Source organism: Simiduia sp. 21SJ11W-1, from assembly GCF_024138675.1.
Lineage (GTDB): Bacteria > Pseudomonadota > Gammaproteobacteria > Pseudomonadales > Cellvibrionaceae > Simiduia.
In genome coordinates this window covers 31,390-56,855 of sequence record NZ_CP090959.1, presented here as the reverse complement: position 1 = coordinate 56,855, position 25,466 = coordinate 31,390, and the positions used below count along the sequence as shown (strand labels likewise).

At 57.6% G+C, this 25,466-nt stretch carries 28 protein-coding genes; 15 read left to right on the top strand and 13 right to left on the bottom strand.

All coding sequences use genetic code 11. The features are described from left to right. Window positions 1-88 precede the first annotated feature (88 nt). A complete protein-coding gene (gene slmA, locus L1F30_RS00300) occupies window positions 89-703 on the top strand; it encodes a nucleoid occlusion factor SlmA (RefSeq protein ID WP_253358195.1) in 615 nt (204 codons plus the stop codon). A gap of 57 nt (window positions 704-760) precedes the next feature. On the opposite strand, the gene L1F30_RS00295 is transcribed toward slmA, so the two are convergent. Beyond that, the gene (locus tag L1F30_RS00295) at window positions 761-1,375 is read right to left on the bottom strand and encodes a hypothetical protein (RefSeq protein WP_253358194.1); all 615 of its coding nucleotides are present in this window, start codon (window positions 1,373-1,375) and stop codon (window positions 761-763) included. Between the two features lie 39 nt (window positions 1,376-1,414). Beyond that, a complete protein-coding gene (pyrE, locus tag L1F30_RS00290) occupies window positions 1,415-2,059 on the bottom strand; it encodes an orotate phosphoribosyltransferase (RefSeq protein WP_253358193.1) in 645 nt (214 codons plus the stop codon). Window positions 2,060-2,299: 240 nt separating this feature from the next. Here pyrE and L1F30_RS00285 point away from each other — a divergent pair, with 240 nt between their 5' ends. Next, the gene (locus L1F30_RS00285; protein ID WP_253358192.1) at window positions 2,300-3,073 is read left to right on the top strand and encodes an exodeoxyribonuclease III; all 774 of its coding nucleotides are present in this window, start codon (window positions 2,300-2,302) and stop codon (window positions 3,071-3,073) included. An 81-nt stretch (window positions 3,074-3,154) separates the two neighbouring features. Here the strand turns inward: L1F30_RS00285 and rph are convergent, their stop codons facing one another. After that, window positions 3,155-3,880 carry a ribonuclease PH gene (rph, locus tag L1F30_RS00280; RefSeq protein ID WP_253358191.1) on the bottom strand — a complete coding sequence of 242 codons (726 nt, stop codon included), beginning with the start codon at window positions 3,878-3,880 and terminating at the stop codon, window positions 3,155-3,157. Between the two features lie 99 nt (window positions 3,881-3,979). On the opposite strand from rph, the gene L1F30_RS00275 reads away from it, so the two are divergent. The 5 genes from L1F30_RS00275 (at window position 3,980) to L1F30_RS00255 (ending at window position 8,515) form a co-directional block, all read left to right on the top strand. After that, window positions 3,980-4,846, top strand: coding sequence for a YicC/YloC family endoribonuclease (locus tag L1F30_RS00275; protein ID WP_253358190.1), 867 nt, complete (start codon window positions 3,980-3,982; stop codon window positions 4,844-4,846). Between the two features lie 31 nt (window positions 4,847-4,877). Further along, entirely contained in the window at window positions 4,878-5,495 is a 618-nt protein-coding gene (gene gmk, locus L1F30_RS00270; protein WP_253358189.1) for a guanylate kinase, read from the top strand. A gap of 109 nt (window positions 5,496-5,604) precedes the next feature. Then, on the top strand, window positions 5,605-5,853 hold the full coding sequence (gene rpoZ / locus L1F30_RS00265; protein ID WP_253358188.1) for a DNA-directed RNA polymerase subunit omega: 249 nt from the start codon (window positions 5,605-5,607) through the stop codon (window positions 5,851-5,853). A gap of 19 nt (window positions 5,854-5,872) precedes the next feature. After that, window positions 5,873-7,969, top strand: coding sequence for a bifunctional GTP diphosphokinase/guanosine-3',5'-bis pyrophosphate 3'-pyrophosphohydrolase (gene spoT / locus L1F30_RS00260; RefSeq protein ID WP_253358187.1), 2,097 nt, complete (start codon window positions 5,873-5,875; stop codon window positions 7,967-7,969). A 162-nt stretch (window positions 7,970-8,131) separates the two neighbouring features. Further along, the gene (locus L1F30_RS00255) at window positions 8,132-8,515 is read left to right on the top strand and encodes a RidA family protein (protein ID WP_253361867.1); all 384 of its coding nucleotides are present in this window, start codon (window positions 8,132-8,134) and stop codon (window positions 8,513-8,515) included. Here the strand turns inward: L1F30_RS00255 and L1F30_RS00250 are convergent. Further along, window positions 8,502-9,326, bottom strand: a complete 825-nt coding sequence (locus L1F30_RS00250; protein WP_253358186.1) for an NAD-dependent epimerase/dehydratase family protein — start codon at window positions 9,324-9,326, stop codon at window positions 8,502-8,504. The genes L1F30_RS00255 and L1F30_RS00250 overlap by 14 nt on opposite strands. A gap of 148 nt (window positions 9,327-9,474) precedes the next feature. Here L1F30_RS00250 and L1F30_RS00245 point away from each other — a divergent pair, with 148 nt between their 5' ends. The 3 genes from L1F30_RS00245 (at window position 9,475) to L1F30_RS00235 (ending at window position 13,981) form a co-directional block, all read left to right on the top strand. Beyond that, window positions 9,475-10,395 (top strand): hydrogen peroxide-inducible genes activator, encoded by a 921-nt coding sequence (locus tag L1F30_RS00245; protein ID WP_253358185.1) that lies wholly within the window; start codon window positions 9,475-9,477, stop codon window positions 10,393-10,395. Next, on the top strand, window positions 10,388-12,478 hold the full coding sequence (gene recG / locus L1F30_RS00240) for an ATP-dependent DNA helicase RecG (RefSeq protein ID WP_253358184.1): 2,091 nt from the start codon (window positions 10,388-10,390) through the stop codon (window positions 12,476-12,478). The genes L1F30_RS00245 and recG overlap by 8 nt, the downstream gene beginning before the upstream one ends. A 114-nt stretch (window positions 12,479-12,592) precedes the next feature. Next, a complete protein-coding gene (locus L1F30_RS00235) occupies window positions 12,593-13,981 on the top strand; it encodes an HDOD domain-containing protein (protein WP_253358183.1) in 1,389 nt (462 codons plus the stop codon). 8 nt (window positions 13,982-13,989) lie between these two features. Here the strand turns inward: L1F30_RS00235 and L1F30_RS00230 are convergent, their stop codons facing one another. Together L1F30_RS00230 and L1F30_RS00225 are read right to left on the bottom strand one after the other, a co-directional pair. Next, window positions 13,990-15,282 carry a dicarboxylate/amino acid:cation symporter gene (locus tag L1F30_RS00230; RefSeq protein ID WP_253358182.1) on the bottom strand — a complete coding sequence of 431 codons (1,293 nt, stop codon included), beginning with the start codon at window positions 15,280-15,282 and terminating at the stop codon, window positions 13,990-13,992. A gap of 46 nt (window positions 15,283-15,328) precedes the next feature. Beyond that, entirely contained in the window at window positions 15,329-15,604 is a 276-nt protein-coding gene (locus L1F30_RS00225) for an HU family DNA-binding protein (protein ID WP_253358181.1), read from the bottom strand. A gap of 171 nt (window positions 15,605-15,775) precedes the next feature. Between L1F30_RS00225 and L1F30_RS00220 the strand changes: the two genes are divergently transcribed. From L1F30_RS00220 to L1F30_RS00200, 5 genes are all read left to right on the top strand, one after another. Beyond that, a complete protein-coding gene (locus tag L1F30_RS00220; RefSeq protein ID WP_253358180.1) occupies window positions 15,776-16,327 on the top strand; it encodes a chorismate lyase in 552 nt (183 codons plus the stop codon). A gap of 9 nt (window positions 16,328-16,336) precedes the next feature. Continuing rightward, entirely contained in the window at window positions 16,337-17,251 is a 915-nt protein-coding gene (gene ubiA / locus L1F30_RS00215; RefSeq protein ID WP_371922641.1) for a 4-hydroxybenzoate octaprenyltransferase, read from the top strand. 91 nt (window positions 17,252-17,342) lie between these two features. After that, a complete protein-coding gene (gene phoB, locus L1F30_RS00210; protein WP_253361864.1) occupies window positions 17,343-18,044 on the top strand; it encodes a phosphate regulon transcriptional regulator PhoB in 702 nt (233 codons plus the stop codon). Window positions 18,045-18,073: 29 nt separating this feature from the next. Next, window positions 18,074-19,354, top strand: a complete 1,281-nt coding sequence (gene phoR / locus L1F30_RS00205) for a phosphate regulon sensor histidine kinase PhoR (RefSeq protein ID WP_253358179.1) — start codon at window positions 18,074-18,076, stop codon at window positions 19,352-19,354. A gap of 42 nt (window positions 19,355-19,396) precedes the next feature. Next, entirely contained in the window at window positions 19,397-20,554 is a 1,158-nt protein-coding gene (locus L1F30_RS00200) for a GNAT family N-acetyltransferase (RefSeq protein WP_253358178.1), read from the top strand. A 449-nt stretch (window positions 20,555-21,003) separates the two neighbouring features. Here the strand turns inward: L1F30_RS00200 and L1F30_RS00195 are convergent, their stop codons facing one another. The 7 genes from L1F30_RS00195 to phoU all read right to left on the bottom strand — a co-directional run bounded on the left by L1F30_RS00195 (window position 21,004) and on the right by phoU (window position 25,457). Then, on the bottom strand, window positions 21,004-21,609 hold the full coding sequence (locus tag L1F30_RS00195; protein ID WP_253358177.1) for a DUF938 domain-containing protein: 606 nt from the start codon (window positions 21,607-21,609) through the stop codon (window positions 21,004-21,006). Between the two features lie 37 nt (window positions 21,610-21,646). Further along, window positions 21,647-22,501, bottom strand: coding sequence for a response regulator (locus L1F30_RS00190; RefSeq protein ID WP_253358176.1), 855 nt, complete (start codon window positions 22,499-22,501; stop codon window positions 21,647-21,649). Between the two features lie 46 nt (window positions 22,502-22,547). Then, a complete protein-coding gene (locus L1F30_RS00185; protein WP_253358175.1) occupies window positions 22,548-22,892 on the bottom strand; it encodes a hypothetical protein in 345 nt (114 codons plus the stop codon). 208 nt (window positions 22,893-23,100) lie between these two features. Continuing rightward, window positions 23,101-23,877: a peroxide stress protein YaaA gene (gene yaaA / locus L1F30_RS00180; RefSeq protein WP_253358174.1), complete on the bottom strand. Its 777-nt coding sequence runs from the start codon at window positions 23,875-23,877 to the stop codon at window positions 23,101-23,103. 18 nt (window positions 23,878-23,895) lie between these two features. Next, entirely contained in the window at window positions 23,896-24,372 is a 477-nt protein-coding gene (locus L1F30_RS00175; RefSeq protein ID WP_253358173.1) for a DUF4265 domain-containing protein, read from the bottom strand. A 91-nt stretch (window positions 24,373-24,463) separates the two neighbouring features. Next, entirely contained in the window at window positions 24,464-24,688 is a 225-nt protein-coding gene (locus tag L1F30_RS00170; RefSeq protein WP_253358172.1) for a hypothetical protein, read from the bottom strand. A gap of 52 nt (window positions 24,689-24,740) precedes the next feature. Further along, window positions 24,741-25,457, bottom strand: a complete 717-nt coding sequence (gene phoU / locus L1F30_RS00165) for a phosphate signaling complex protein PhoU (RefSeq protein WP_253358171.1) — start codon at window positions 25,455-25,457, stop codon at window positions 24,741-24,743. Window positions 25,458-25,466 lie beyond the last annotated feature (9 nt).

The following is a 25,466-nucleotide window of genomic DNA, read 5'->3' as shown; positions in this document are numbered from 1 at the left end:
TTCCTTGGGCGGTTGTTTTTCATTGATGCCGCCCGCCTTTGTGGCTAGGATAGGCCGTTACCCGAAAGCCCTGAACGTCGAAGGTTTTATGACAAACTCGTCCACTAAGGTGTCCCGCCGCCAGCAAATCCTGGAATCACTCGCGCACATGCTAGAGACCAGCCCCGGCGCTCGCATCACCACGGCAGCCCTCGCCAAAGAAGTTGGGGTATCGGAAGCGGCGCTTTACCGTCACTTTCCCAGCAAATCCAAAATGTTCGAGGGCCTGATCGAGTTTATTGAAGAAACGCTTTTTACTCGCATCGGCTTAATTTTAAGTGATACCGAAGCGGCCCAGCCACGTTGTGAAAAAATCTTCTTACTGCTGCTTACCTTTACCGAGCGCAACCCCGGCATTACGCGCATTCTCACAGGCGATGCCTTAACCGGTGAAACCGAGCGGCTGCACACGCGCATTCAGCAATTATTCGAGCGCATTGAAACCCAAATCAAACAAATTCTGCGCGAAGCTGAAATTCGCGAAGGCCTGCGCCCGCGCCTGCCCTTGAGTGCCGCCGCCAATTTGTTGATGGCCGCAGCCGAAGGGCGCATCGCCCAGTTTGTGCGCTCAGGCTTCAAGCGCCCGCCCACAGAGTTCTGGGGTGAACAGTGGCCGGTGCTCATGCAGGATTTCTTCTATGAGCCGCTAGCGCAGGTAAATTAATTTACCGCACGCACAAAAAAGGGCCCGCAGGCCCTTTTTTAATGCGCGAAAATCGCCCTAACGCTTGACGTGAATCTGGCTGAAGCGCTCTTTATCCTGCTCAAACTTTTCTGCAACGTCTTCGTATTCCCACTCGCGCTGAATGTATTTTTCACGGGTGTCTTCAAGCTCGGCTTCCAGATTTTGCAAGTTGGTGAGCACCATCTCGGGCACCGCGTGGCCGCGCCGCTCAAAACCTGCACCTTTGGCATATTCCGCCCGGATTTGCGATTGAATGGTGTTGAGGTTGCTGATTAGAATCGCCATGTTGGCTTCAAGATCGGCGAGCTTGCGCTGCTTGGCAGACTCTATTTCATCCACACTGCTGTAACGGCGCAAAAGCGAGGCATCCCACTCTTCCAGCTCGCGCTTTTGCTCTTTTTCAGCCGCGGCCGCGGCCGCTTGCTCAGGTGTAAGCGCCGGCGGTACCACCTTCAACACAATACCCGCAAGGCTCACAATCTCGTAGCCCCGCTTGGCGGCCTCCGGTGGCAGCGAATGGTGCATCACCTTGGCACCTTGCTCGTTGATGTAACGGTAGAACACCTTGCCTTCAATGGGCGCGTCATCACCGGCAGCGTGGGTTGCTGCGCTGAATAAAACCGCTGCCAAGAGGCCGGTTAGCAACTTCATAGTGAGCACCTTTCGTTAAGCGATTGAGCGTTTTAGCGATTAATCGGTACCGTAAGTTTCCCGGTACGCGCGGATTTTTTCTACCATGCCAGCTTGCGCCGGGTCTGCCTCAAGATAGCTGATGATATCGTTAAGGCTGATGATGCTGATCACAGGAATGCCAAATGCCTGCTCAACCTCGGCAATGGCAGACACCTGGCCCTTGCCTTTTTCCTGGCGGTTTAAACCAATCACTACCGCCGCGGGCTTGGCATCTGCCGCCTCAATTATTTGCATCACTTCGCGAATGGCGGTACCGGCGGTGATCACATCGTCGATAATCAGCACGCGCCCGGCTAAGGGCGCACCCACGAGGCTGCCACCTTCACCGTGATCTTTGGCCTCTTTGCGGTTAAAGCAATAGGGCAGGTCGCGGCCATGGGCATCGGCGAGCGCCACGGCAGTGGTGGCCGCCAGCGGAATACCTTTATAGGCCGGGCCGAAGATCAAATCAAACTCTACCCCCGAGGCCTCAATGGCCGCCGCGTAGAAGCGCCCGAGCGCCGCCAGCGCCGCACCCGTTTGAAAGCGCCCGGCATTGAAAAAGTAGGGGCTGGTGCGGCCGCTTTTGAGGGTAAATTCACCAAAGCACAGGGCCTGATGTTCAATGGCCAGCTCTATGAATTCGCGCTGGTAGGTTTGCATAGCGTATTCCCGTGTCAAAATCTGAATCTATGAACTATGTTTAAAGCCTGAGCGGCTGCAGCTAGCTGGCTATTTTGACACATTTGCCAAGGCGGCTCCCAAGATTTTATAACAAGTGCACGGGCGCGAACCTCGCCAACCCTGTGCGTAACACCGGTGAATGAGCTTCAAGTAAACCCAATATTTACAAAAACTTATAAAGCTCGGGTATCATACACAGTCCGTTTTCAAGGGGCTAACATGCGCATTATCAACCTCAGCGTCGATGGTATACATCAGGCGGCACAGCGGGGTCTGTACGACTGGCTGAGCGAACAAGACGCTGACATCATCTGTCTGCAAGATTTGCGGGCACTGGAATACGAGTTGGACCACGAGGTGTTTCACCCCGCCGGTTACAACGCCTATTTCTTTGACTCCGGTGTAAAGCATTACAACGGCGTGGCCATCTACAGCCGCAAAATGCCCAAGGCGCTCATCTACGGCTTTGGCTTTGCCAGCGGGGTAGACATGGAGGGCCGCTACCTGCAGATCGATTTCGAGAAGATCAGCATTGGCAGCCTGTTGGCGCCTTCGGCCATGTCGGCCAGCGAATCGCAGGAGGTCAAAATGAAATTCTTTGACGACCTGCAAGCGCATTTGGTGAAGATCAGCCGCAAGCGCCGCGACTATGTGTTTTGTGGTAACTGGGCCATGGCCCACAAGGCACGGGACGTGATGAACGCCGAAAGCCACGAGGGCGACGTGGGCTTTTTACCCCACGAACGCAGCTGGCTGAACCAACTGTTTACCCAGCTCGACTACACCGATGCCTTTCGCAAGGTCAACAGTGACGACGACGAGTACAGCTGGTTCCCCGAAACCGACGGCGAGCAGGCCGATGGCTGGCGCACCGACTTCCAGGTGGTGTCTAACAACCTGGCCAACCGGGTGGAGTATGCAACCATCTACAAAAAGCAGCAGTTCTCAAGCCATCAGCCGGTAATCATCGATTACGATCTGGAAATCGAATAGCCCTCAGGCACACAATAAAAAAGGGCCAGCTGGCCCTTTTTTATTGTGCGTTTTTTAAGCGCGCGATGAATTGCCTGCCCACTACAGGCTTTGGCTTAAAGCCTCGGTTTGCAGCGCGTGCAACTCGCCAATGCCCTTTTTGGCCAGCGCCAACATGCTGGCGAACTCGGCTTCAGTAAAGGGTTCACCTTCGGCGGTGCCTTGGATTTCGATGATGCCACCGTCGCTACCCAGCACAATGTTCATGTCGGTTTCAGCGGCGGAATCTTCCGGATAGTCCAAATCCAGCACGGGTTCGCCCTGGTAGATACCCACAGACACAGAGGCAATCATGCGCTTGATGGGGGATGCCTTGATCATGCCCTTGGCCTGCATGTGCGCCACGGCATCGGCCAGGGCCACACAGGCACCGGTAATAGACGCCGTGCGCGTGCCGCCGTCGGCCTGAATCACATCGCAATCGATGGTGATGGTGTTCTCGCCCAGCGCTTGCAAATCTACGGCTGCGCGCAGCGAGCGGCCAATCAATCGCTGGATTTCAACGGTGCGCCCGCCTTGCTTGCCACGGGCGGCTTCACGGCCCATGCGCGTGCCGGTAGAGCGGGGCAGCATGCCGTACTCGGCGGTGATCCAGCCGCGGCCTTCGCCACGCATGAACCGCGGTACCCCGTCTTCAACCGTGGCGGTACAAATCACCTTGGTGTTGCCAAATTCCACCAACACCGAACCCTCGGCGTGGCAAGTGAATTGGCGGGTGATGCGAACCTGGCGCAATTGATCGACCTGACGGCCACTGGGTCTTTGCATGGGACTACCTTTTTGCTGGCAATTAAGGGGAAGCGGCAATTATACCGGTGATTGGCTGTGGTAACATGGCGCTCTTGTGAACCAAAACGGGACGTCACCATGCCGCGCAGTATGACAGGCTTTGGCCGGGTTGAGGCCAGCTTCGATTGGGGCAACCTGAGCTGGGAAATCCGCAGCGTCAACCACCGCTACCTTGAACCCCATTTCCGCCTGCCGGAAACCCAGCGCCAATGTGAACCGGCGCTGCGCGATGCGCTGCGCAAGGCCCTTAGCCGCGGCAAGGTTGAAGCCACCTTGCAACTGCACATAGGCCGGGCCGAAGAGCGCGAGCTGGGCCTTGATCAACGCAGGCTGGAGCAGGTGCTCAATGCCGTGACGCACCTTAAGCGCACCGATGCCAACCTGGCACCCGTCAATCCGCTGGAGCTTTTGCGCTGGCCGGGCGTGGTGGTGGAAGATTCTGTAGACACAGACACCCTCACCCAATGCATTGTGGATTGCTTCAAGCAGGGCCTTGCACAGCTCTCCGAAAACCGCGCCCGCGAAGGCGCCGAGCTTGCGGCATTTATTGAACAACGCCTCTGCGCCATCGGTGAGCAGGTGGCCCAGGTGCGGGCGTTAATGCCCAGCATCTTGCAGGCCCAGCGCGACAAACTGCAAAGCCGCCTGGATGAACTCACAGGCCAGCTCGACCAAGACCGCATTGAGCAAGAAATCGTCATGCTCACCCAAAAAGCCGATGTGGAAGAAGAGCTGGATCGCCTGGGTGCACACATCAACGAAGTGCGCTTAACGCTCAAAAAATCCGAGCCCATTGGCCGGCGCCTGGATTTCCTGATGCAGGAACTCAACCGCGAAGCCAATACCCTGTCGTCTAAATCGGTAGTTACCGAAACCACCCAGTCGGCGGTAGAACTGAAAGTGCTCATCGAGCAGATGCGCGAACAAATCCAAAATATTGAGTAGCCCCGCAGGGCCCACAGGTAACACACAGACTATGCATACACGCGGCAATCTCTTTACCGTGTCAGCGCCCTCCGGTGCTGGTAAAACCAGCCTGGTTAAAGCGCTGGTTGAAAGCCTGAACGACATACGGGTGTCGGTTTCGCACACCACGCGCGCCATGCGCCCGGGTGAGGTAGACGGCGTCAACTACCACTTCATCTCACAAGATACCTTCAAAACCATGCTCGCCGAGGCGGCCTTTCTGGAACATGCCCAGGTGTTTACCAACTACTACGGCACCTCCAAGCATTGGGTAGAAGAACAGCTGGCCGCCGGCACCGACGTGATTTTGGAGATCGACTGGCAAGGGGCCGCGCAGGTGCGCAGGCTAATACCCGACACCATTGGCCTGTTTATACTGCCGCCCTCGCGCGAAGCGCTGCACCAACGGCTAACCGGCCGCGGCCAAGACAGCGCCGAGGTAATTGACGCGCGCATGAAAGAGGCCATCAACGAGATGACCCACTATGTAGAGGCCGACTACCTGATCATCAACGATGATTTCGATGCAGCGCTTGCCGAGTTCAAAGCGCTGGTGGTGAGCCAGCGTTTGGCCCAGTCGCGCCAGAGCCAGCGCCACCGCAGATTGTTGGCAGACCTATTGAGCTGACTGTTCGATTTGCGTACACTGGCCGACCTTTTTCATACCGGCACCCGCGCGCCCCTTGGGCTAGACTTAAAGCGGTTGCTCTCGCACGTTTTTACCGGAACACTTAGCTATGGCACGTATTACTGTTGAAGATTGTCTGAACCATGTTGATAACCGCTTTGAACTGGTTATTGTTGGCAGCAAGCGCGCGCGTCAAATTGCCGTTGGCGGCAAGTCGCCCATGGTGCCGGAAGAAAACGACAAGCCCACCGTGATCGCCCTGCGCGAAATCGAAGAAGGCCTGGTAGATGCCTCTATCCTGACTCAGCGCGATGAGCCAGAATACGAAATTGAAGCACCTGTTCTGACCGAAGAGTAAGCCCGCGTAGGAGGGGAGATTGCAGACTATCGACGCACTCGCGCATCAGCTGTCTTCCTATTTAGAACCTGCACACATCAATTTGGTCCGGCGCGCCTACCTCTACGCAGAGCAGGCGCACGATGGCCAAAAGCGCCGCTCCGGTGATCCCTACATCACCCACCCACTCGCGGTAGCCACCATTTTGTCGAACATGCACATGGACCATCAAAGCCTGATGGCCGCCATGCTGCACGACGTGATTGAAGACACCGGCATTGCCAAAGCAAGCCTTGGCGAGCAGTTTGGCGATACCGTGGCAGACCTGGTAGACGGCGTGAGCAAGCTCACCCAGATCGAATTTGAATCCCAGGCGGAAAAACAGGCCGAAAACTTCCAGAAAATGACGCTCGCCATGTCGCGCGATATCCGCGTGATACTGGTAAAACTCGCCGACCGACTCCACAACATGCGCACGCTCGGCGTAATGCCGCCAGAGAAAAAGCGCCGCATCGCCCGCGAAACCCTGGAGATTTACGCGCCCATCGCGCACCGGCTCGGCATGAACGACATGCGCATCGAGTTTGAAAACCGCGGTTTCTCGGCCATGCACCCGCTGCGGGCCAAGCGCTTGAAGGCGGCGCTGCAAAGCGCACGCGGCAACCGCAAAGAGCTGGTGGAGCAAATTCGCCAAAGTTTGCAAAAGCGCTTGGAAGACGAGCATATCAACGCGCTGGTCATAGGCCGGGAAAAGCACCTCTACAGCATTTACACCAAGATGCGCTCGAAGAAGAAGTCGTTCAAAGAAATCATGGACGTCTACGCCTTCCGCATTATCGTAGACTCGGTAGACACCTGCTACCGCACCCTGGGCGCCATTCACAACCTGTACAAGCCCATCATCACCGAATTCAAAGATTACATCGCCATTCCCAAAACCAACGGCTACCAGTCACTGCACACGGTGCTGGTGGGTATGCACGGCGTACCCATCGAGGTGCAGATCCGCACCAAGGAAATGGACGAAATGGCCAACAGCGGCATTGCCGCCCACTGGCTCTACAAAACCAACGACAACCCCAACGCCAGCCACCTGCGTGCCCGCCAGTGGGTGCAGGGCCTGCTGGAAATGCAGCAGCGCGCCGGCGACAGCCTGGAATTCATCGAAAACGTTAAAATCGACCTGTTCCCCGATGAAGTCTACGTGTTCACGCCAAAAGGCCGCATAGTTGAGCTCCCCAGTGGTGCAACCCCGGTGGATTTTGCCTACGCCGTGCACACAGATGTGGGCAATGCCTGCGTGGCCTGCCGCATTAACGACCGGCTGGCGCCGCTTTCACAGCCGCTGCAATCAGGCCAGAAGGTCACCATTATTACCGCCGCCAGCGCCCAGCCGAATCCGGCCTGGTTAAACTTTGTGACTTCCGGCAAGGCCCGTTCGGCGATTCGCCACTTCCTGAAGCACCAGCGCCACCATGAATCCATAGAGCTTGGGCGCAAGCTGCTCACCCGCTCGCTGGCAGACCGGGGCCTGGAACTGCAAAACCTTGAAAAAGACACCCGCAAGCAATTGCTCAAAGACACGGGTATCAGCAGCATGGAGGCGCTCTTTGAGGAGATTGGCCTGGGTAAGCGCCTGCCGCACGCGGTGGCCAACCTGGTGCAATCAGACAGCCGCAAAGCCGATGCCCAATCGCCACTGATGATCGAATCGGCCGATGGCATGATGATCAGCTTTGCGCGCTGCTGCCGGCCCATCCCCGGCGACCCGATTGTGGGCCACATAAGCGCCGGCAAGGGCCTGGTGGTGCACCACGACACCTGCCGCAACATCGTAGAGCTGCGTGAAAAACCCGAAAAAATTGCCATGGTGAACTGGTCGCCCGATGTGCGCGGCGAGTTCCCGGTGGATGTGCGCGTTGAGGTGGAATCCGGGCGCGGCATTATTGCGGGCCTGGCTACCCGCATTACCGAACAAAACGCCAATATCGAGCAGATAAACGTGCACGAGCGCGACGCCCACAACAGCGTAATTAACCTGACCCTTGGCGTTGCCAACCGCGTGCATTTGGCCAATATCATGCGCCGTTTGAAAAGCCTGCGTTCTGTGATACGCATCGCCCGGCACCGCAACTAGGCCACAGCTTCAATATTGGCTAGCGCGAGATGCCTGGCTAGAGCCCTGGTTCGGTCACCGAACGAACCAGCAACAGCCGCTTTGCCTCCTCCCTTTCACACCCGCATTGACGACCCACCGGTCAGTGGCCTTATACTGGCCGCTTTTTCCGAGGTAGACCCCATGACCAACAAAGCCATCATCAGTACCGATCAGGCGCCTGCGGCCATCGGCACCTATTCGCAAGCCGTGAAGGTAAATAACACCGTCTACCTGTCTGGCCAGATTCCGCTGGTGCCTGAAACCATGGTGCTGGTGGAAGGTGATTTCCGCGCCCAGGCCCACCAGGTGTTCAAAAACCTGCGCGCCGTGTGCGAGGCCGCCAACGGCGGGCTGGGCGACATTGTGAAACTCAACCTCTACCTCACCGACCTCAGCAATTTCCCGGTGGTTAACGAAGTAATGGCCGAGTACTTCCAGGAACCCTATCCGGCGCGCGCCGCCGTAGGCATCAGCGAGCTGCCCAAGGGCGCACTGTTTGAAGCCGAAGGCGTTATGGTGCTTTAAGGGCAGTGAGCTCTGCCTGGTAGCCTGCGCGCCAATCGGGGTAGCGCGGCTGCCACCCGCTGGCCTTCAACCTGTTATTGCAGAGCCGCTTACCGGTAAACGGCGCACCTTGTGATTGCTCGGGCCCCGGCACACCCAGTGCCTGGGCCATGCCACGCACCACCTCAGCCAACAGCACCGGCGCATCATCTGTCACTATGTAGTGGGTTTCGGGATTTGGGAGCGCCAGCAAGTGGTGCAGGGCGCAGGCGGCATCGTCTGCGTGAATGCGGTTGCTGTAGGCCAGCATATTGCGCGACACCTGGCCTGCGCGCACCTGGCTCAACAGCCGGTCGCGACCAGGCCCATAAATGCCTGAAAGCCTTGCAATCACCACGTCCAGACCTGAGGCCAACAGCAAAGACTCCGCCTCCAACAACCGCTTGCCGGCAAACCCCGCAGGCTCTGTGGGGCTGGTTTCATCCACCCATTGGCCGGCGTTCTGGCCATACACCGAGGTGCTAGACACCCAAACAATACGCGGGCGCAGCTCAAGGGTTGCCAGTGCCTCGGTCAACGCACGGGCGGCGGCCACGTAGCTTGCCCGGTAGCCTGCATCCGTGCGCTCGGGCGGGGTGAGCGTTACCAGTATTCGCTGGTAGCCCTTGCCCAAGAGCCGCAGTAAGTCTTCACTTTTTGTGGCATCTGCCGCCACAACCTCTGGCCTGCCAGAGGCGCTGCGCCTTGCACCTGCCCAGGGGCCGTCAAGGAGCGCCGCTACACGCTCAGCAATATCACCGAAACCAAGCAGCAGGGTAGAAGGAGCTTTCATGGTATTTCCTGTTTATGCGGTTGATAACATGGGCAACTCAGCCCGCGGGGTTCTGGCCAGTGGCGCGTTTTGCCATTTAAAAGGACTATCGGGATACAAGGTTCTGATATAAAGTCGCAATCATACGCGAAACCCCGGGCTTCAAACCATGACACTCAACGAACTGCGCTACATAGTGACGCTCGCACAAGAGCAACATTTTGGCCGCGCCGCCGAACGCTGCTATGTGAGCCAGCCAACCCTCAGCATTGCAGTGAAAAAGCTTGAAGAAGAGCTGGGTATCGCCCTGTTTGAGCGCTCCAAGACCCGGGTTCAGCCCACGCCACTGGGGGAAAAAATCGTCAACCAGGCACAGCTGGTCCTAGAGCAAACCGCCGCCATTAAAGACATTGCCAAATCCGGCAAAGACCAGCTTTCAAGCCCGCTGCACGTGGGCGCGATTTTCACCATTGGCCCTTATTTATTCCCGCACTTTATTCCCGAGCTGCAGCGCATCGCACCGCACATGCCGCTGTATGTGGAAGAGGGCTACACCGCCACATTGCGCCAGCGCCTGCGCAAGGGCGAGCTGGATGTGATTATTGTCTCGCTGCCCTTTACCGAGGCCGACGTCGTCACCCAAACCCTGTATGACGAACCCTTTGTGGTGCTCATGCCGAAAGATCACCCGCTGGCAGAGTTTTCAGCCATCAGCCCCGAGCAACTGCACGACTACAACGTGCTATTGCTGGGCGAAGGCCACTGCTTTCGCGATCAGATTCTGGAGGCCTGCCCGGCACTGCAGCCATCGGCAGACCCAAAGGCCGGCCACATTCGCACCGCTGCCAAAGGCAGCTCGCTGGAAACCCTGCGCCACATGGTGGCCTCGGGCCTGGGCATTACCATTTTGCCTTACTCCGCCGTAGAGGCCACCCGCTACGCCGACAACCTCTTGATCTACCGGCCTTTTGCCGAGCCAGCACCGCGCCGTACCGTGGCCATGGCCTGGCGCGCCAGCTACCCACGCCACAAGGCCATTGATGCCTTGCGCGCCTCTATTAACCAGTGCCACCTCGTTGGGAATGACTGACCAAACCGCCAGCCCCACTCTCGATACGGTGCCTGTGACTGCGCTGAAAGGCGTTGGTAAATCACTGGCCGACAAACTCGCCAAGCTGGGCCTGCACAACCTGCAGGACTTACTTTTTCACCTGCCGCTGCGGTATCTGGATCGCACCCGCGTTACCCCCATCGGCGCGTTACAGCCAGGCACAACGGCGGTGATCGAGGGCGAAATCAAAGCCGCAGACGTCGTCTTCGGCCGCCGCCGCTCGCTGGTGGTGCGCCTGCAAGATGCCACCGGCACCATTACCCTGCGGTTTTATCACTTTAACCAGGCACAAAAACAGAACCTCGGCCGCGGCCTGCAACTGCGTTGCTTTGGCGAGGCCCGCCGGGGCGCGGCCGGGCTTGAGCTGTATCACCCGGAATACGAAGCCGTAACCGGGCAGGCCGCGCCACTGGCGAAATCGCTCACGCCCGTGTACCCCGCCACCGAAGGGGTTACCCAACCGCGCATGCGCAGCCTGCTCACCCAAACCCTTGGGTTTTTAACGCCTGCAAGCCTGCGTGAGCTGCTGCCGGCGAGCCTGCGCGCCGAATATGGCCAGTGGCCGCTGGCCGACGCGCTGCGCTACCTGCACCAGCCACCGGCGGATGCAAACCTGCAGCAACTGGCCGAAGGCGCGCACCCGGCGCAACAGCGGCTGGCCTTTGAAGAGCTGTTGGCCCACCACCTGAGCCTGTTGGGCCTGCGCCAGCAAATCCAGGCCGAAGGCGCGCCGCTACTGGCGCCCAATGCCGAGCGGCTAAAGGCCTTTTTGGCCCAGCTGCCCTTTAGCCCTACCGGGGCCCAGCAGCGGGTGGCCCGGGAAATCGCCTTTGATCTCAACCAAACTGTGCCCATGCTGAGGCTGGTGCAGGGTGATGTGGGCTCGGGCAAAACCCTGGTGGCCGCCATGGCTGCACTGCAAGCCATCGCCAATGGCTACCAGGTGGCACTCATGGCCCCCACAGAAATTTTAAGCGAGCAACACCGGCAGAATTTCCAGAGCTGGTTTGAGCCTCTGGGCATCAGTGTTGGTTGGCTTGCCGGCAAGCAGAAAGCCGCCGAGCGGCGGGCGCAATTGGCAGCGCTGGCCAATGCCGAGACCCAGTTAATTGTAGGCACCCATGCCCTGTTTCAGGAGCAGGTGGAATTCGCAGATTTAGGGCTGGTAATCATCGACGAACAGCACCGATTTGGCGTACATCAGCGGCTAAGTTTGCGGGAAAAGGCCGGCAGCCAGCTGCGCCCGCACCAGCTCATCATGACCGCTACCCCCATCCCGCGCACCCTGGCCATGAGCGCCTATGCCGATCTGGATGTCTCGGTTATTGACGAGTTGCCGCCGGGCCGCAAACCTGTGACCACCGTGGTAATCAATCAGGAACGCCGCGACCAGGTGATCGAGCGGGTGCGGGTGGCCATTGGCGAGGGTCGCCAGGTTTACTGGGTGTGCACCCTCATTGAAGAATCTGAAACCCTAACCGCCCAAGCGGCCGAGGCCACCCAGCAAGAGCTGGCCCTGTGCCTGCCCGACACCGCCATCGGCCTGGTACACGGGCGCCTGAAGCCTGCAGATAAAGAAGAAGTCATGGCGCTGTTCAAGGCCGGCGAGCTGCCGCTTTTGGTGGCCACCACGGTCATTGAGGTGGGGGTAGATGTGCCCAACGCCAGCCTTATGATTATCGACAACCCCGAGCGCCTGGGCCTTGCACAATTGCACCAGCTGCGCGGGCGGGTAGGGCGCGGTAGCGCCGAAAGCCACTGCGTGCTGTTGTATTCGCAACCGCTTTCGCAGCACTCCAGAGCCAGGCTTGAGGCCATGCGCGCCACCAACGACGGCTTTTTGATTGCCGAGAAAGACCTGGAGCTGCGCGGGCCCGGTGAAGTGCTGGGCACCCGCCAAACGGGCGCCATGAACTTTAAAATTGCCGATCTTCAGCGCGATGCCGAGCTGATCCCCCAAGTGCGCAGCGCTGCCGCCGAATTACTGGCACACCACCCCCAGCAAACCGCAAACCTTACCCGCCGCTGGCTGGGTTATAACGAGGTTTATGCCAAAGTCTGATTTTACGCGCCACATATTCTAATGTGATCTCACCACCCCGGCATGACTTAACTACACTGAACTGTACCGCGCCCGCCAACAAATGGCGCGCGACGATGTAGTTAAGGAGTTTCAGTGTCGCTTTCAGCCAGCATCATCCAGTTTCTGGATCAATTTGAGCTTGAATACCAACTCACCGAACCACTCGATACCCCCCAGTGGCACGATCAGCAATTGCGCAGCCAAGCCGCCGCCCGCGCCACCTTGCTGGAAGATGACCAGGAGCGGGTGCTGGCGGTATTTCCCGCCGACAGCATGCTGGATTTAGGCGCTGTGAATAAGTTACTGGGCCGCAATCTGGTTGCCATGGGGCCGCAGTTACTTAACAAATTGTTTGAGCGCTATGAGCTTTCCTCTATTCCGGCTCTGCCGGGGCTGGCGGGCCTTACCACCGTGGTGGATCAACGCCTGCTCGATAACCCCACCCTGTATCTAGACCCGGGCAACAGCGCACAAATGCTGAAACTGCCGCAAAAAGAATTCGAAAAGCTTACAAAAAACGCCAAAGTGGGCGAAGTGTCGGTTTTATTAAGTAACTTGGAAATGCCTTTGCGCGGTGACGATGAAGCCATTATCACCAATTCGGTAAAGCACTTTACGGCGCTCAGGGTAAAAGAGCGCTTGGAGGAAACCCTGGAGCTGCCGCCGCTGCCGGAAACCGCCCAGCGCATTATTCAACTGCGGGTAGACCCGAATGCCGACATCAGCGATCTGGCCCACATTGTCGAAACAGACCCAAGCCTGGCCGCGCAAGTGGTGAGCTGGGCGGCCTCACCTTATTACTCGGCACCCGGCAAAATTAAATCCATTCACGATGCCATAGTGCGGGTGCTGGGCTTTGATATGGTGCTGAACCTGGCGCTCGGGCTGTCGCTGGGTAAAACCCTTTCCATGCCCAAAGACGGCGTGTTCGGCATCACCCGCTACTGGCAGCAATCTGTGTACATGGCAGCAGCCATGGAGGGGCTGGTAACCGCCATTCCCCGCGATCACCGGCCAGGCTTTGGCATGGCGTATTTGTCTGGATTGGTGTTTAACTTCGGCTATCTGGTGATGTCTGAGGTGTTTCCGCCCTATTTCACCAAATTGTGCCGCACCCTGGAGGCCAACCCCCATGTGGATCACCCCCAGGTGGAAAAACACCTGCTGGGCGTTACCCGCGATCATATTGCCGGTTGGTTGATGGACCTTTGGAATATGCCAGATGAGGTAATCTTCGCGCTGCGCCACCAAAATGAGCCAGATTGCGAGGGCGATAACGCAGCCTATGCCAAACTGCTGTTTGTGGCGCGCCGTCTGCTGGCCCAGCGTGGCCTGCCCTGTGGCCCGAAACTGGAAGTGCCGGCCCAGGTTTACAAAGATCTGCACCTGGATCCGGTGAAAGCCGAGGCCACCATCGACAACATTCTGGAATCTTCAGCTGAACTCGAGCACATAGCCGCGCAAATGGCGCCGGCCGCCTAGCCCGCTGATCAAGCGGGCTTCTTTACCGTGGCAAGCCCGGTTGGGTCTTCATTGAAGCGCTCTTCATCCAGCATGCCTTCGCTTTTGGCAACCGCCAGGGTCACCATGGCATCGCCGCACACATTCACCGCCGTGCGGGTCATATCCAGCAGGCGATCTACGCCAATAATCAGTGCAATGCCTTCAACGGGCAGCCCCACCTGTTGCAACACCATAGACAACATAATCAGCCCCACACCGGGCACACCGGCGGTGCCAATAGAGGCGAGGGTGGCGGTGAGTATCACCATCATGTAGCCGCCAAGGCCGATATCCATGTTGTAGGCCTGGGCAATGAAGGCTGTGGCCACACCCTGCATGATGGCGGTGCCATCCATGTTGATGGTGGCGCCCATAGGAATGGTAAACGAGGCCACGCGGTTATCGGCGCCCAACTCATCGCGCACGGCTTTCAGGGTAACGGGAATAGTGGCGTTTGAAGAGCTCATGCTGAAGGCAAACAACGCCACCGATTTCATCTTGCGATAAAACATCACAGGGTTCAGGCCTGTGAGCGCTTTAAGCGCCAACGCATAGGTGCCAAGGCCGTGCAGGAACAACACAAACAACACGGTAAAGAAGTACAACAACAGGTTACTGAAGGCCTCGAGCCCTAAGTCGGCGGCCAGGCGTGCGATCAAACAAAAAACGCCATAGGGGGCGAAATTCATCAAAATCACCACCATGCGCAAGATAACGTCGTTTAAATCGTTGAAAAAGCTGGCAACGCGCTTGCCCGCTTCTCCGGTTTTAGACATCGCAATACCCACCAACAGCGAGAATACGATGATCTGGAGCATGTTGCCTTCAGCCATGGCCTGAATGGGGTTGGTGGGCACCATGCCCAGCAACACCTCTTTAAGCGAAGGCGCTTGGGCGGCCTCAAAGGCGACATCGGTGGTTAGGTTAAAACCCGCGCCCGGCTGCACCAGCACACCCGCCAGCAGCGCAAGGGTGATGGCGATGGCGGTGGTGGCCATGTAGAGCAACAGGGTTTTGCCCGCCATGGGGCCCATGCGCGAGTTATCACCCAGCGAGGCGGTGCCGCACACCAGAGACACAAACACCAAGGGCACTACCAACAACTTCAGCAATGCCACAAAAACCTGGCCACCCAGGTCGAACAGGCCATTGACTAAAAACCGGTCCAACCAGCTGTCGTACACGCCGGCGAGCCAGCCCTGTGACTCAACCAGATTAAACATGGCGCCAACCACCAGGCCCAAGCCCATGGCGATAAGAATGCGGCTGGTAAGGCTCATAGAAATGTCCTGCTAGTGAAGAAAATAAATCAAAGAAGGGGAGGGCTTAGCCGTTTACGGCGTCCTTCAATGCTTTACCGGGTTTGAAGCCCACGGAGGTGCTGGCCGGAATTTGAATGGTTTCGCCGGTTTTTGGGCTGCGGCCAGTGCGGGCGGCGCGCGCGCGCTGGGTAAAGGAGCCAAAGCCCACCAGGCTTACGGCTTCATCGCGCGCAAGCGCATTGGTAATTTGTTCGAGAATGGCAGAAACCACCAGATCGGCTTTATCTTTCGGGAGATCAGTTGCTTCGGCAACGGCGGCTACCAGGTCTGTCTTGTGCATAGCGTGTCCTTCCTGTTGTTAATTATCTTATCCGGTTGTAACGACGTAATCCTAACGCCTTTCCCCACCACAGAACCAGCGCACCATCACGGAAAACCGGCCAACCCTTTCGGCCACCTGCGCACTGGCCTAGAATAGCGCCCCCGCACAAGCCCCTATCAGGAACTGCCAGTGAGCCCCACAAACCCGCGCGAGCCCCATTGGCGCGACGCCCAACAAGTCAGTTGGCAGTTGCCCAAACCCCTCCTGCCCTGGCTGTTGGATGAAGGCTCGCTCACTGCCCGGCTCATCGAGCACAGCCAACAGCGCTTTGCGGTGGATTTGCTTGCCCAGGGCTGGGGCGAGGGCTATGTGGGTGAATACCGGCTGCTCAACAGCCCGCTGCGCCAAAAGATGCTGGTGCGTGAAGTGATTTTGCAAGGCGCAGGGCGCCCTTGGGTATATGCCCGAAGCCTGGTGCCGGTCACGAGCCTGCAGGGGCGCTTGAAAGCGCTTAAACAGCTGGATAACCGGCCTTTGGGTGCGCTTTTGTTTCAGGATCCGGGCATGCAACGCGGGCCCATTCAGGTGGCGGAAATCCGCCCGGCGCACGGCTACCTGCACGCCAGTGCCGCGCCCCAGACACACACCCCCTTGTGGGGCAGGCGCTCTGTGTTTTATCTTGACCAGCAACCGCTGCTGGTCAGCGAAGTATTTTTGCCCGACTTCCTCCGAACCCTGTAAGGAACGCCCATGGCTCAGGCCAGCAAGGCAAACCGTACGCGCAAGCCCCGCGCGCGCCGCCCCCAGAAAAAACCCAACCAGTGGGGCGCACTCTGGTCGCTCATGCGCTTTGATCGCCCGGTGGGCACACTCTTGCTGCTGTGGCCCACCCTATGGGCCCTGTGGCTGGCCGCCGACGGCCTGCCCCCACAGCTTGAGCTTACGGTATTTGTGCTGGGTGTGATTTTGATGCGCGCCGCCGGCTGCGTTATTAACGATTACGCCGATCGCAAAGTGGATGGCCACGTGGCCCGCACCAAAGCCCGGCCCATTGTGAGCGGCGCGGTCACCCCGCGCGCGGCCCTGATCACATTTGCCCTGCTGGTGCTGTTGGCCTTTGCATTGGTGCTGCTGACCAACACCCTCACTATTGCGCTGTCTGTTGGCGGCTTGCTGTTGGCCGCCATCTACCCCTTCATGAAGCGCCACACCTACCTGCCCCAAGTGGTGCTGGGCGCGGCCTTTGCCTGGGCCATTCCCATGGCCTTCGCGGCTGTCAGCGGCAGCCTTGAACCGGGTATCTGGCTCATTTACACAGCCGTTGTGTTGTGGACGGTGGCTTACGATACCTACTACGCCATGGTGGATAGGCCAGACGACCTGCGCATTGGCGTGAAATCCACCGCCATTTTGTTTGGCGAAAGCGACCTCAGCATCATTTTCGGCCTGCAAATACTGGCACTGGTTGCCCTGGCACTGGCAGGCGCGCGCTTTGAACTTGGCCAGTTTTACTACCTGGGCCTGGTGGGAGCAGCGGCACTGTTTGTCTGGCAACAATGGGTGGCCCGCCGGCGCGACCCCAAAGGCTGTTTTCAGGCCTTTTTGAATAACCAGTGGGTGGGTGCGGTGATTTTTGCGGGTATTGTGGCAGATACCGGCTTTTAGGCCCCATCAGCTATGATCAGTGGGCGATGTTCATATAACTGTCACATCGCCGTAATCTAATACGGCTTCACCCATGCCAGATGACAAGGTTATGAGCAAGAAGACCATACTGATCATTGATGATGAACCCGCCATCCGCGACATGCTGCGCGTGGCGCTGGAAATGGCCGACTACCGCTGCCTGGAAGCCGACAACGCACAAGATGGCCACAGCCTGGTAATCGACGAAAAGCCCGACCTCATTCTGCTCGACTGGATGATACCCGGCACCAGCGGCATTGAGCTTGCGCGCAGGCTCAAGCGCGATGAAATGACCGCCAAGCTGCCCATTATCATGCTCACCGCCAAGGGTGAGGAAGACAACAAAATCCAGGGCCTGGAAACCGGCGCCGACGATTACATCACCAAGCCCTTCTCACCGCGCGAGCTGATTGCCCGGCTGAAGGCGGTGTTGCGCCGCATTGAACCAGACACCCCCGAAGAGCCCATTGTTGTAGACCAGCTCTGCCTGGATCCAATCAGCCAACGGGTCACCATTGCCGATGAGCCCGTAGACATGGGCCCCACGGAATACCGCCTGCTGACGTTTTTCCTCACCCACCAAGAGCGCGTTTACAATCGCGGCCAATTGCTGGATCACATCTGGGGTGGCAATGTGTACATCGACGAGCGCACCGTAGACGTACACATCCGGCGCCTGCGCAAAGCGCTGGCGCCGGGTGAACACGACCGCTTCGTGCAAACCGTGCGAGGCTCCGGCTACCGATTTTCCACAAAGGTTGCGGTTCGATAATCGCCACCCCAACAAAGGTGTAACACAGGTTGCTCAGAGGATTTAACGCAGAGCTTAAGCGCGTTGCGCTGTTTACGGCCTTGTGCCTGCTATTTGGCCTGATTAACGGCTACGTACTGCCCACGTTATTGGCGGGCGGCGGGTTATACATGTTCTGGATGCTCTGGCAAATTCGCCAGCTCGACATCTGGCTCAACCAACGCCGCAAAACGCCGCCCCCGGAAGCCAGCGGCATTTGGTCTGACATTTTCGAGAGCATCTACCGGCTGCAAAAGCGCCAGGAGCGCGAGTCCGAGCGGGTGCGCCAGGTGTTAAACCGCGTGCAGGAAACCACCGGTGCACTGCCCGATGGCGTGCTGCTGCTAGACTCGCGCGGCAATATCGACTGGTGGAACCCGGCTGCCGAGCGCATGTTCGGCTTTGAGCAAAGCGATCAGGGCCAGCCGCTGGTGAACTATGTGCGCAACCCGAAGTTTGTCTCCTACATGGAAAAACAAGACTTCCGCGAGCCACTGGATATTCCCGCCTCCGGCAACAAAGACAACCGCCTGCAATTTCAGGTAACCCGCTACGGCCAGAATGAAAAACTGGTGGTGGCGCGCGACATCACCTACCTGCACAAGCTCGGGCAAATGCGCAAAGATTTTGTGGCCAACGTCTCGCACGAATTGCGCACACCCCTGACGGTACTCAAGGGCTACCTGGAAACCTTTGCCGATGCCGCCCAACTGCCTGAAAATTTTCACGTACCGCTTACCCAAATGCAGCAGCAGTGCACACGCATGCACCTGCTGGTGAACGATTTGATCTCGCTCTCGGTACTGGAAACCGAAGTGAACCTCGAGCGCCATCAACCGTTGGCGCTCAAGCCACTCTTGGAGCGCCTGCGCGATGAAGCGGCGGCGCTGTCGGCCGACAAACAAATCATCAGCCTTAGCTGCGACGACAACATTAAAATACACGGCGTGGAAAAAGAGCTCCAAAGCGCCTTTGGCAATCTGGTTAACAACGCTGTGAAATACACCCAGACAGGCGCGCGCATCCACATCAACGCCACCGTTGATCACTACGGCCTGCGCGTGGCAGTAACCGACAACGGCCCGGGCATTGAGCCGCGCCACCTGCCGAGGCTAACCGAGCGCTTTTACCGGGTAGACGACAGCCGCAACAGCGCCACCGGCGGCACGGGCCTGGGCCTTGCCATCGTCAAGCACGCCCTCTCGCGCCACGACGGGCGTCTGGAAATTACAAGCCAGGTAGGCCAGGGCTCGGCCTTTATTTGCCACTTCCCCAAGCAGCGCCTGGCCTGATACCTTTGCCAGCCCACTCACCGCTGCACAACAGGCAGGGCCATGGCATCCGCTCAGGAATCATCGCTGGAACTGGAATTTATCGACAGCATCTCGCAGGTTGATCGGGATGCCTGGCAGGCGCTTTTGGGGGCAGATTACCCCTTCTTGCAATACGATTTTCTGGCAGCGCTTGAGCAACAAGGCTGCGTCTGTGCCGCCACCGGCTGGCAACCGCACCATCTGCTTATCAGGGCCTCGGGCGCGCTTATTGGGGCAGCCCCCCTGTACCTGAAGCAGCATTCCTGGGGTGAGTATGTATTCGACTGGGCCTGGGCCCAGGCCTACCAAAATGCGGGCCTGAACTACTACCCCAAGCTCCTTTGCAGCGTGCCCTTTACCCCGGCCACCGGGCCTCGGCTGATCGGCAATCTGAACGCTGCCCAACTTACCCAACTGCAGGCATTGCTGGAGCAACACTGCCAGCAACTGGGTGCCAGCGGTATTCACTGGCTACTGGAAAGCGCCGATGCCGCGCGCGCACTCAGCCCCCGCTGGGCCCTGCGAGAAACCCCGCAGTACCATTGGTTTAATAACAACTACCAGAATTTCGACGATTTTGTGGCTACTTTTGCCTCGCGCAAGCGCAAAACACTGTTGCGCGAAAGACGCCGCGTAGCCGAGCAGGGGCTCAGGCTCACACGGCATACAGGCAGCGATATAAGCGCTGAACAATGGCGCTTTTTTTACCACTGCTACCACACCACCTACCTCAAGCGCTCGGGCCAGCCCGGCTACCTGAACCTGGGCTTTTTTGAACAGCTGGCACAGAGCCTGGGCGAGCAAATACTGATGGTTATTGCAGAGCAGGCCGGCCAACCCGTGGCGGCGGCGCTGTATTTTTTTGATGCCCACACACTCTACGGCCGCTATTGGGGCTGCCTGGAAGAATTCGACTGCCTGCACTTTGAGGCCTGCTACTACCAGGGCATCGAATTTGCCATTGAGCGCAAGCTTGCGCGCTTTGATTCCGGCGCCCAGGGCGAGCACAAAATCCAGCGCGGCTTTACGCCAGTGGCCGTGTATTCCAATCACTGGCTGGCCCACGAAGGCGGGCGGGCAGCCGTAGAGGCGTTTATAGAAACCGAAAGCCTGCAAACGCGCCAATACCTGCAAGCTGCCGCTGACTACCTGCCGTTCAAGCAAACAACGCGCGAGTAAAAGCCCCATAGGGCACTGCTATGCCACAAAGCTACAGGCATGGAATATGGGGCGGAGTTTTTGACCGTCACCCGCATGGGTTTAAGTGCCCGCCGGCAAAGCAAAGCTTTGCGGGCACTTAAACGCCTACACGCTGTGCTTGCAGGCAGGCCCCGAAGGGCGGGTGTCGAGACTACATGGATGTATTTACGTCGTGTCACAAACTGCGCCCCAGATTTCATGTCCAGATATCGCTTAGAAACTCTGAGATATAGGTAGTGTCAACGTCTGCCTTCCATGGATACTTAAACTATGGGACAACAGTACCAATAACGGGCATATTGCGGCGATTTGGAATTAGTTTTGAAGCCCTGCTTGAAGCCTTTGAAGGCCGGCTACTGAAAGGTTGGTGTAGGCCGAATGCGCGCGCGGCTGCACAAAAGCGCAGCCGCGCGAACCGCAAACGACTCTTAGGCTTTTTGCCACACGAGTAAACGGTTGTTGGCGGGCATTTCGTTGTCTTCGCGAATATCCAGGCCCACACTTTGGCCAAGGCTCATCAGTTTTTCGTAATCGCGTATACCGCGGGCCGGGTCTTGCGCCTTTAGCCACACATCAAAGCGCGCGTTGCTTTCACTGGTGTAGCTGCCGCCGTAGTTCATTGGGCCATACACCACCCACAGGCCGCCTGCCGGCAACCGTTCGGCAATACCGGCAAACATGGCCTCTACGCCCTCCCAGGGCATGATGTGGGCGGTATTGGCGGTGTAGGCGGCATCTATGGGTTCAAGGGCGGGCCAGGGGCCCAGCACATCCAGGGTTAGGGGCGGGTGCAGGTTTTCCAGCGGGTACTCATTCAGCCAAAGCTGAATGCCTTCATGGTGTTCGGGCAAATCGCTCGTGTACCACTCGAGGTGCGGCATCGCCTTGGCAAAGTGCACCGCATGCTGGCCGGTGCCGCTGCCAATTTCCAGCACGCCACGGCGATCGGCAAACAGGCGCTTGAGGTGGTGCAAAATCGGGTCGCGGTTATTTTGGGATGCTTGGGAGAAGGGCTTCAGATCCTGGGTTTCCACACTACACCTTGTTTGCTCATTAAGAATTATGGCTGCGCTACAAGCGGGCAATGTAGCGCGACAGTTGATCGAATTTAGCAGGATCATCGTCTACAAAGCGAATGGTGATTTTTACCATGCGGGTATCCATACGCGGCTCGGCGGCTTGCAGGCTGCTGATGTAGCCATTTACGCGGGCCACGGCGTTGCCGTCGTTATCCATGATATCCAGTACTGCAGCCTCAAATAGCACAGGCAACGGCTCTTTGCGTTGAATCACGCCATTGAGCGCCTGCAGCGAGAGCTCACGAATCAGGCAATCACACTGGCTCTTGGCCAGGCGCACCTGGGCCATGCCCTTGCGCACATTGGCCTTGGGCTTGGCCGCTTTGGCCGCCGGTGCCCGGCCTGTGAGCGCACCTACAGAATCCGCAGCAACGCCGGCAGTGGCGGCCGCCTTGGCAGGTTTGGCCGTGAGCGCTTCAATCGAGCCCGCAGCAATACCCTGGCTACTGGCAGCGGCACTGGCCTCAACGCCCAGGCGCTTTAATTGCTTGGCAACTTTTGCCATCAGCTCTTCCGGGGTGAAGGGCTTTACCAGATAGTCAGACACACCCGCTTGCACTGCTTTGACCACGAATTCCCGGTCGCCTCGGCTGGTGACCATCACGAAGGGTGTTTGCTCATGGTCTGGCTGTTTGCGCACCCATTGCAGCAGCTCCTCGCCCGACATGCCCGGCATTTCCCAGTCGGACAAAATGATGTCGATGGTTTCTTTTTTGAGCAGGGCAACCGCGCGCTGGCCATCGGCGGCGTCAAAGAGCTTCACCCCGGGCAGCAGGCTGCGCAGATTTTTTTTGACCATATCGCGAATGAAGCTGGCATCGTCCACCACCAGAATTCGTGCACTCATTGCGGCCTCCGTTATTGGTCATAACAGGTTAGCAGCTGGGTAGTATTCAGGCGGTGGCTTTTTCGGCGGGGCAGTCTTCAACGGCTGAGGCCAGGCACTCGGCCAGGCGGGCCACATCGGCAAGCCAGGCCAGAGGTACCGGGTAAAACTGGCTGTTTACATTCACGCCTGCAGGCTGAAAGGGTTTGGCGTCTGGCAGAAGCCGATTAACGAGCTTATCGGCAATGTGCACAAACAAGGTGTTGTTCACAATCAAGGCAACCGGTTGGCCCGCCAAGCTGAAACTTACCGCGTTAAAGTGGCGCTGGTGGCTGCAGGGCAGGCGCAATTGAGCAGCGGCCTGGCCGAGTTGCTCAAGCAGGTAAGTAACGAAATTATCGTCTTGTGCCATGATTGCCTTGCGGTGCATTGCCGCGCTGTTGTTATGTGTGTTATTTGCTTTTGGACAAGGGCTGGGGCCAGTCGCAAATGGGCGCCAAAACCGTGCGCAAACCTTACCAGCTTGGCCCGGCTGCGCAAGACGAATTCGCTCTAAGAAATTGGAAACAACAACAAGTAATGCCTATAACACCTAATGCCTGTATAGGTGGGCAGTGCCCCTAGGCTTGTTCATCGCGCAAGAACACCCACTCGGTTGCAGAAGATTGCTCGGCCACATAGTAGTAGCCATCACAATCAAAGGCTTTAAGCTTTTCTGCAGCCGTAATACGCTCTTTAATGGCATAAGCTGCCATCAGCCCGCGGGCTTTTTTGGCGTAAAAACTGATAATTTTGTATTGCCCGTTTTTACAATCCTTAAACACTGGCGTAATCACCGGCACCGCCAGGGATTTGGGTTTCACGGCTTTGAAATATTCGTTGGATGCCAAGTTGACCAGCGAGTCACTGCGCAGTTTTTTCAGTTGGGTGTTCAGCGCATCGGTGATTTTCTGCCCCCAAAATCCGTACAGATCTTTGGCACGATCGTTTGAAAACTTGGTGCCCATTTCCAACCGGTAGGCCTGCATTAAATCCATCGGGCGCAACAGGCCATAAAGGCCAGACAAAATGCGCAAATGCTTTTGTGCAAACTGGAAATCGGCTTTGGCAAAATTTTCAGCACCAAGGCCCGTATAGACATCGCCTTTGAAGGCCAGCAGCGCAGGCCTGGCGTTGGTTTGGGTGAACGGGGTTTGCCACTGCTGAAAACGATCGAAATTCAGTGTGCCCAGTTTATCGCTGATGCTCATCAACGATGAAATATCCTGCGGCGATAATTTACGCAGCTGTTCAATCAGCGCTTTAGAGTCTGCCAGAAAATCAGGCTCGGTGGTGGCGCTGTATTGCCAGGGGGTTTCGTAATCCAGGGTTTTGGCTGGCGAAATCACCATTAACATAAATAAACTTCCGTTGAGTTATTCGGGGGCCAGTATTTCCTGCCACCAATTGAGTGGCGTTTCGCCGTCTTGGGGGTCGTACACATTGCCATAGAGCCACTGGCAATCGGCCGTTAAATGCTCGCCCAAAATTTTCTCAATGGTGTTAAAGCCCAGGCTGACGTGCACGCTGTACACCAACATACGCGGGGTTTGGATATCTAGCTCACCGCCCAGTTTTTCCAATGCCGCGGTTAAGGCTTCGGCAATGGCGCCCAGGTCTTCGCGGGCGTAAACGCGAATACACACATTGCCGCTGCGGCGCACAATTTCAAAGGCTTGGTCTTTTGGGTCCAGCTTGATGGTGTCGCCTGCTGCCAGGCCTTTGATAAACGCCGGTGATTTCACCAACTGCAAGGTGCCATCTTCGTTGGCGCGCACCTGGAGCTTTTCTGCCACTGGCTGGCCACTGGGGTTGTAGCCTGCGAACATTTCAATAATTTGTAGAGCCTGCATTTACGATCTCACCGCCTGGGTGCACATGCACCTGTGTATGAGGGCGCTATTATAGGGGCAGTGGCAGGTGAGGCCCAGTGGCGATACTGCGCTATTGGCTGGGGCACACAAAGGTGCCCAGCTCTTCTTTGCGTCGCTCGCACTCGCGGCGCATGTTTTCGCAGGCCGTGGCGTAGCCCGGGGCCGAAGGTTTGGAATCCAGGCAGCTGGAATAGCGCTCGCTTAACTCGAAATCAGACATGCGTTCAATGCGCGAGGGTTCACAGGCAATGCATGCACTTAAAAGAATCAGCAATAGGGGAAAACGGTCAGTCACGGGAAAGTCTCATAGGCCTTGGCAGCATTATAGATGCTAAGGCCCGGCTTGGTTACTGCTTTAGGATCTTTGCCTCTGCTTCATCCAGGCTGATGTGGCGGATATCCAGCCCGCGCACCAAGTAAACCACATGTTCGCAGATGTTGCGCACATGGTCGCCAATGCGCTCGAGCGCACGCAGTGCCCACAGCACATTCATCACCCGCGAGATTTCGCGCGGATCTTCCATCATGAAGGTTACCATTTCACGGATGGCGGTTTTGTATTCACGGTCTACCGATTCATCTGCCTCAACCACACGCAGTGCGGCCTCTGCATCAAAGCGTGCGAAGGCATCCAGGCCCTGGTTCATCATGGTCAGCACACTTGCGCCTATGTGGCGCAGCTCCTGGGCGCCGCGCCGGTTGGTGCCCTCGCCAGACAGCGCAATGGCCATTTTGGCAACTTTCTGTGCTTCATCACCAATGCGCTCCAAATCGCGCACCGCCTTGATAACAGCGAGCACCAGGCGCAAATCCGACGCCGCCGGCTGGCGCCTGGCCAGAACCAGTGTGGCCTGTTCATCAAGCTCTATTTCAAACTCGTCCACCTGATCTTCATTGGTAATTACCTTTTCAGCCAGCGCCGTATCGCCAGACTCGATGCTCGCTACCGCATCGGTTACCTGCTGCTCTACCAGGCCGCCCATTTCCAGTAACTGGGTGCGCAAGGCCTCAAGCTCAACGTTGAATTGGCGTGAAATGTGGCGATCTAAATGCAATTTATCCATAGCTGCGCT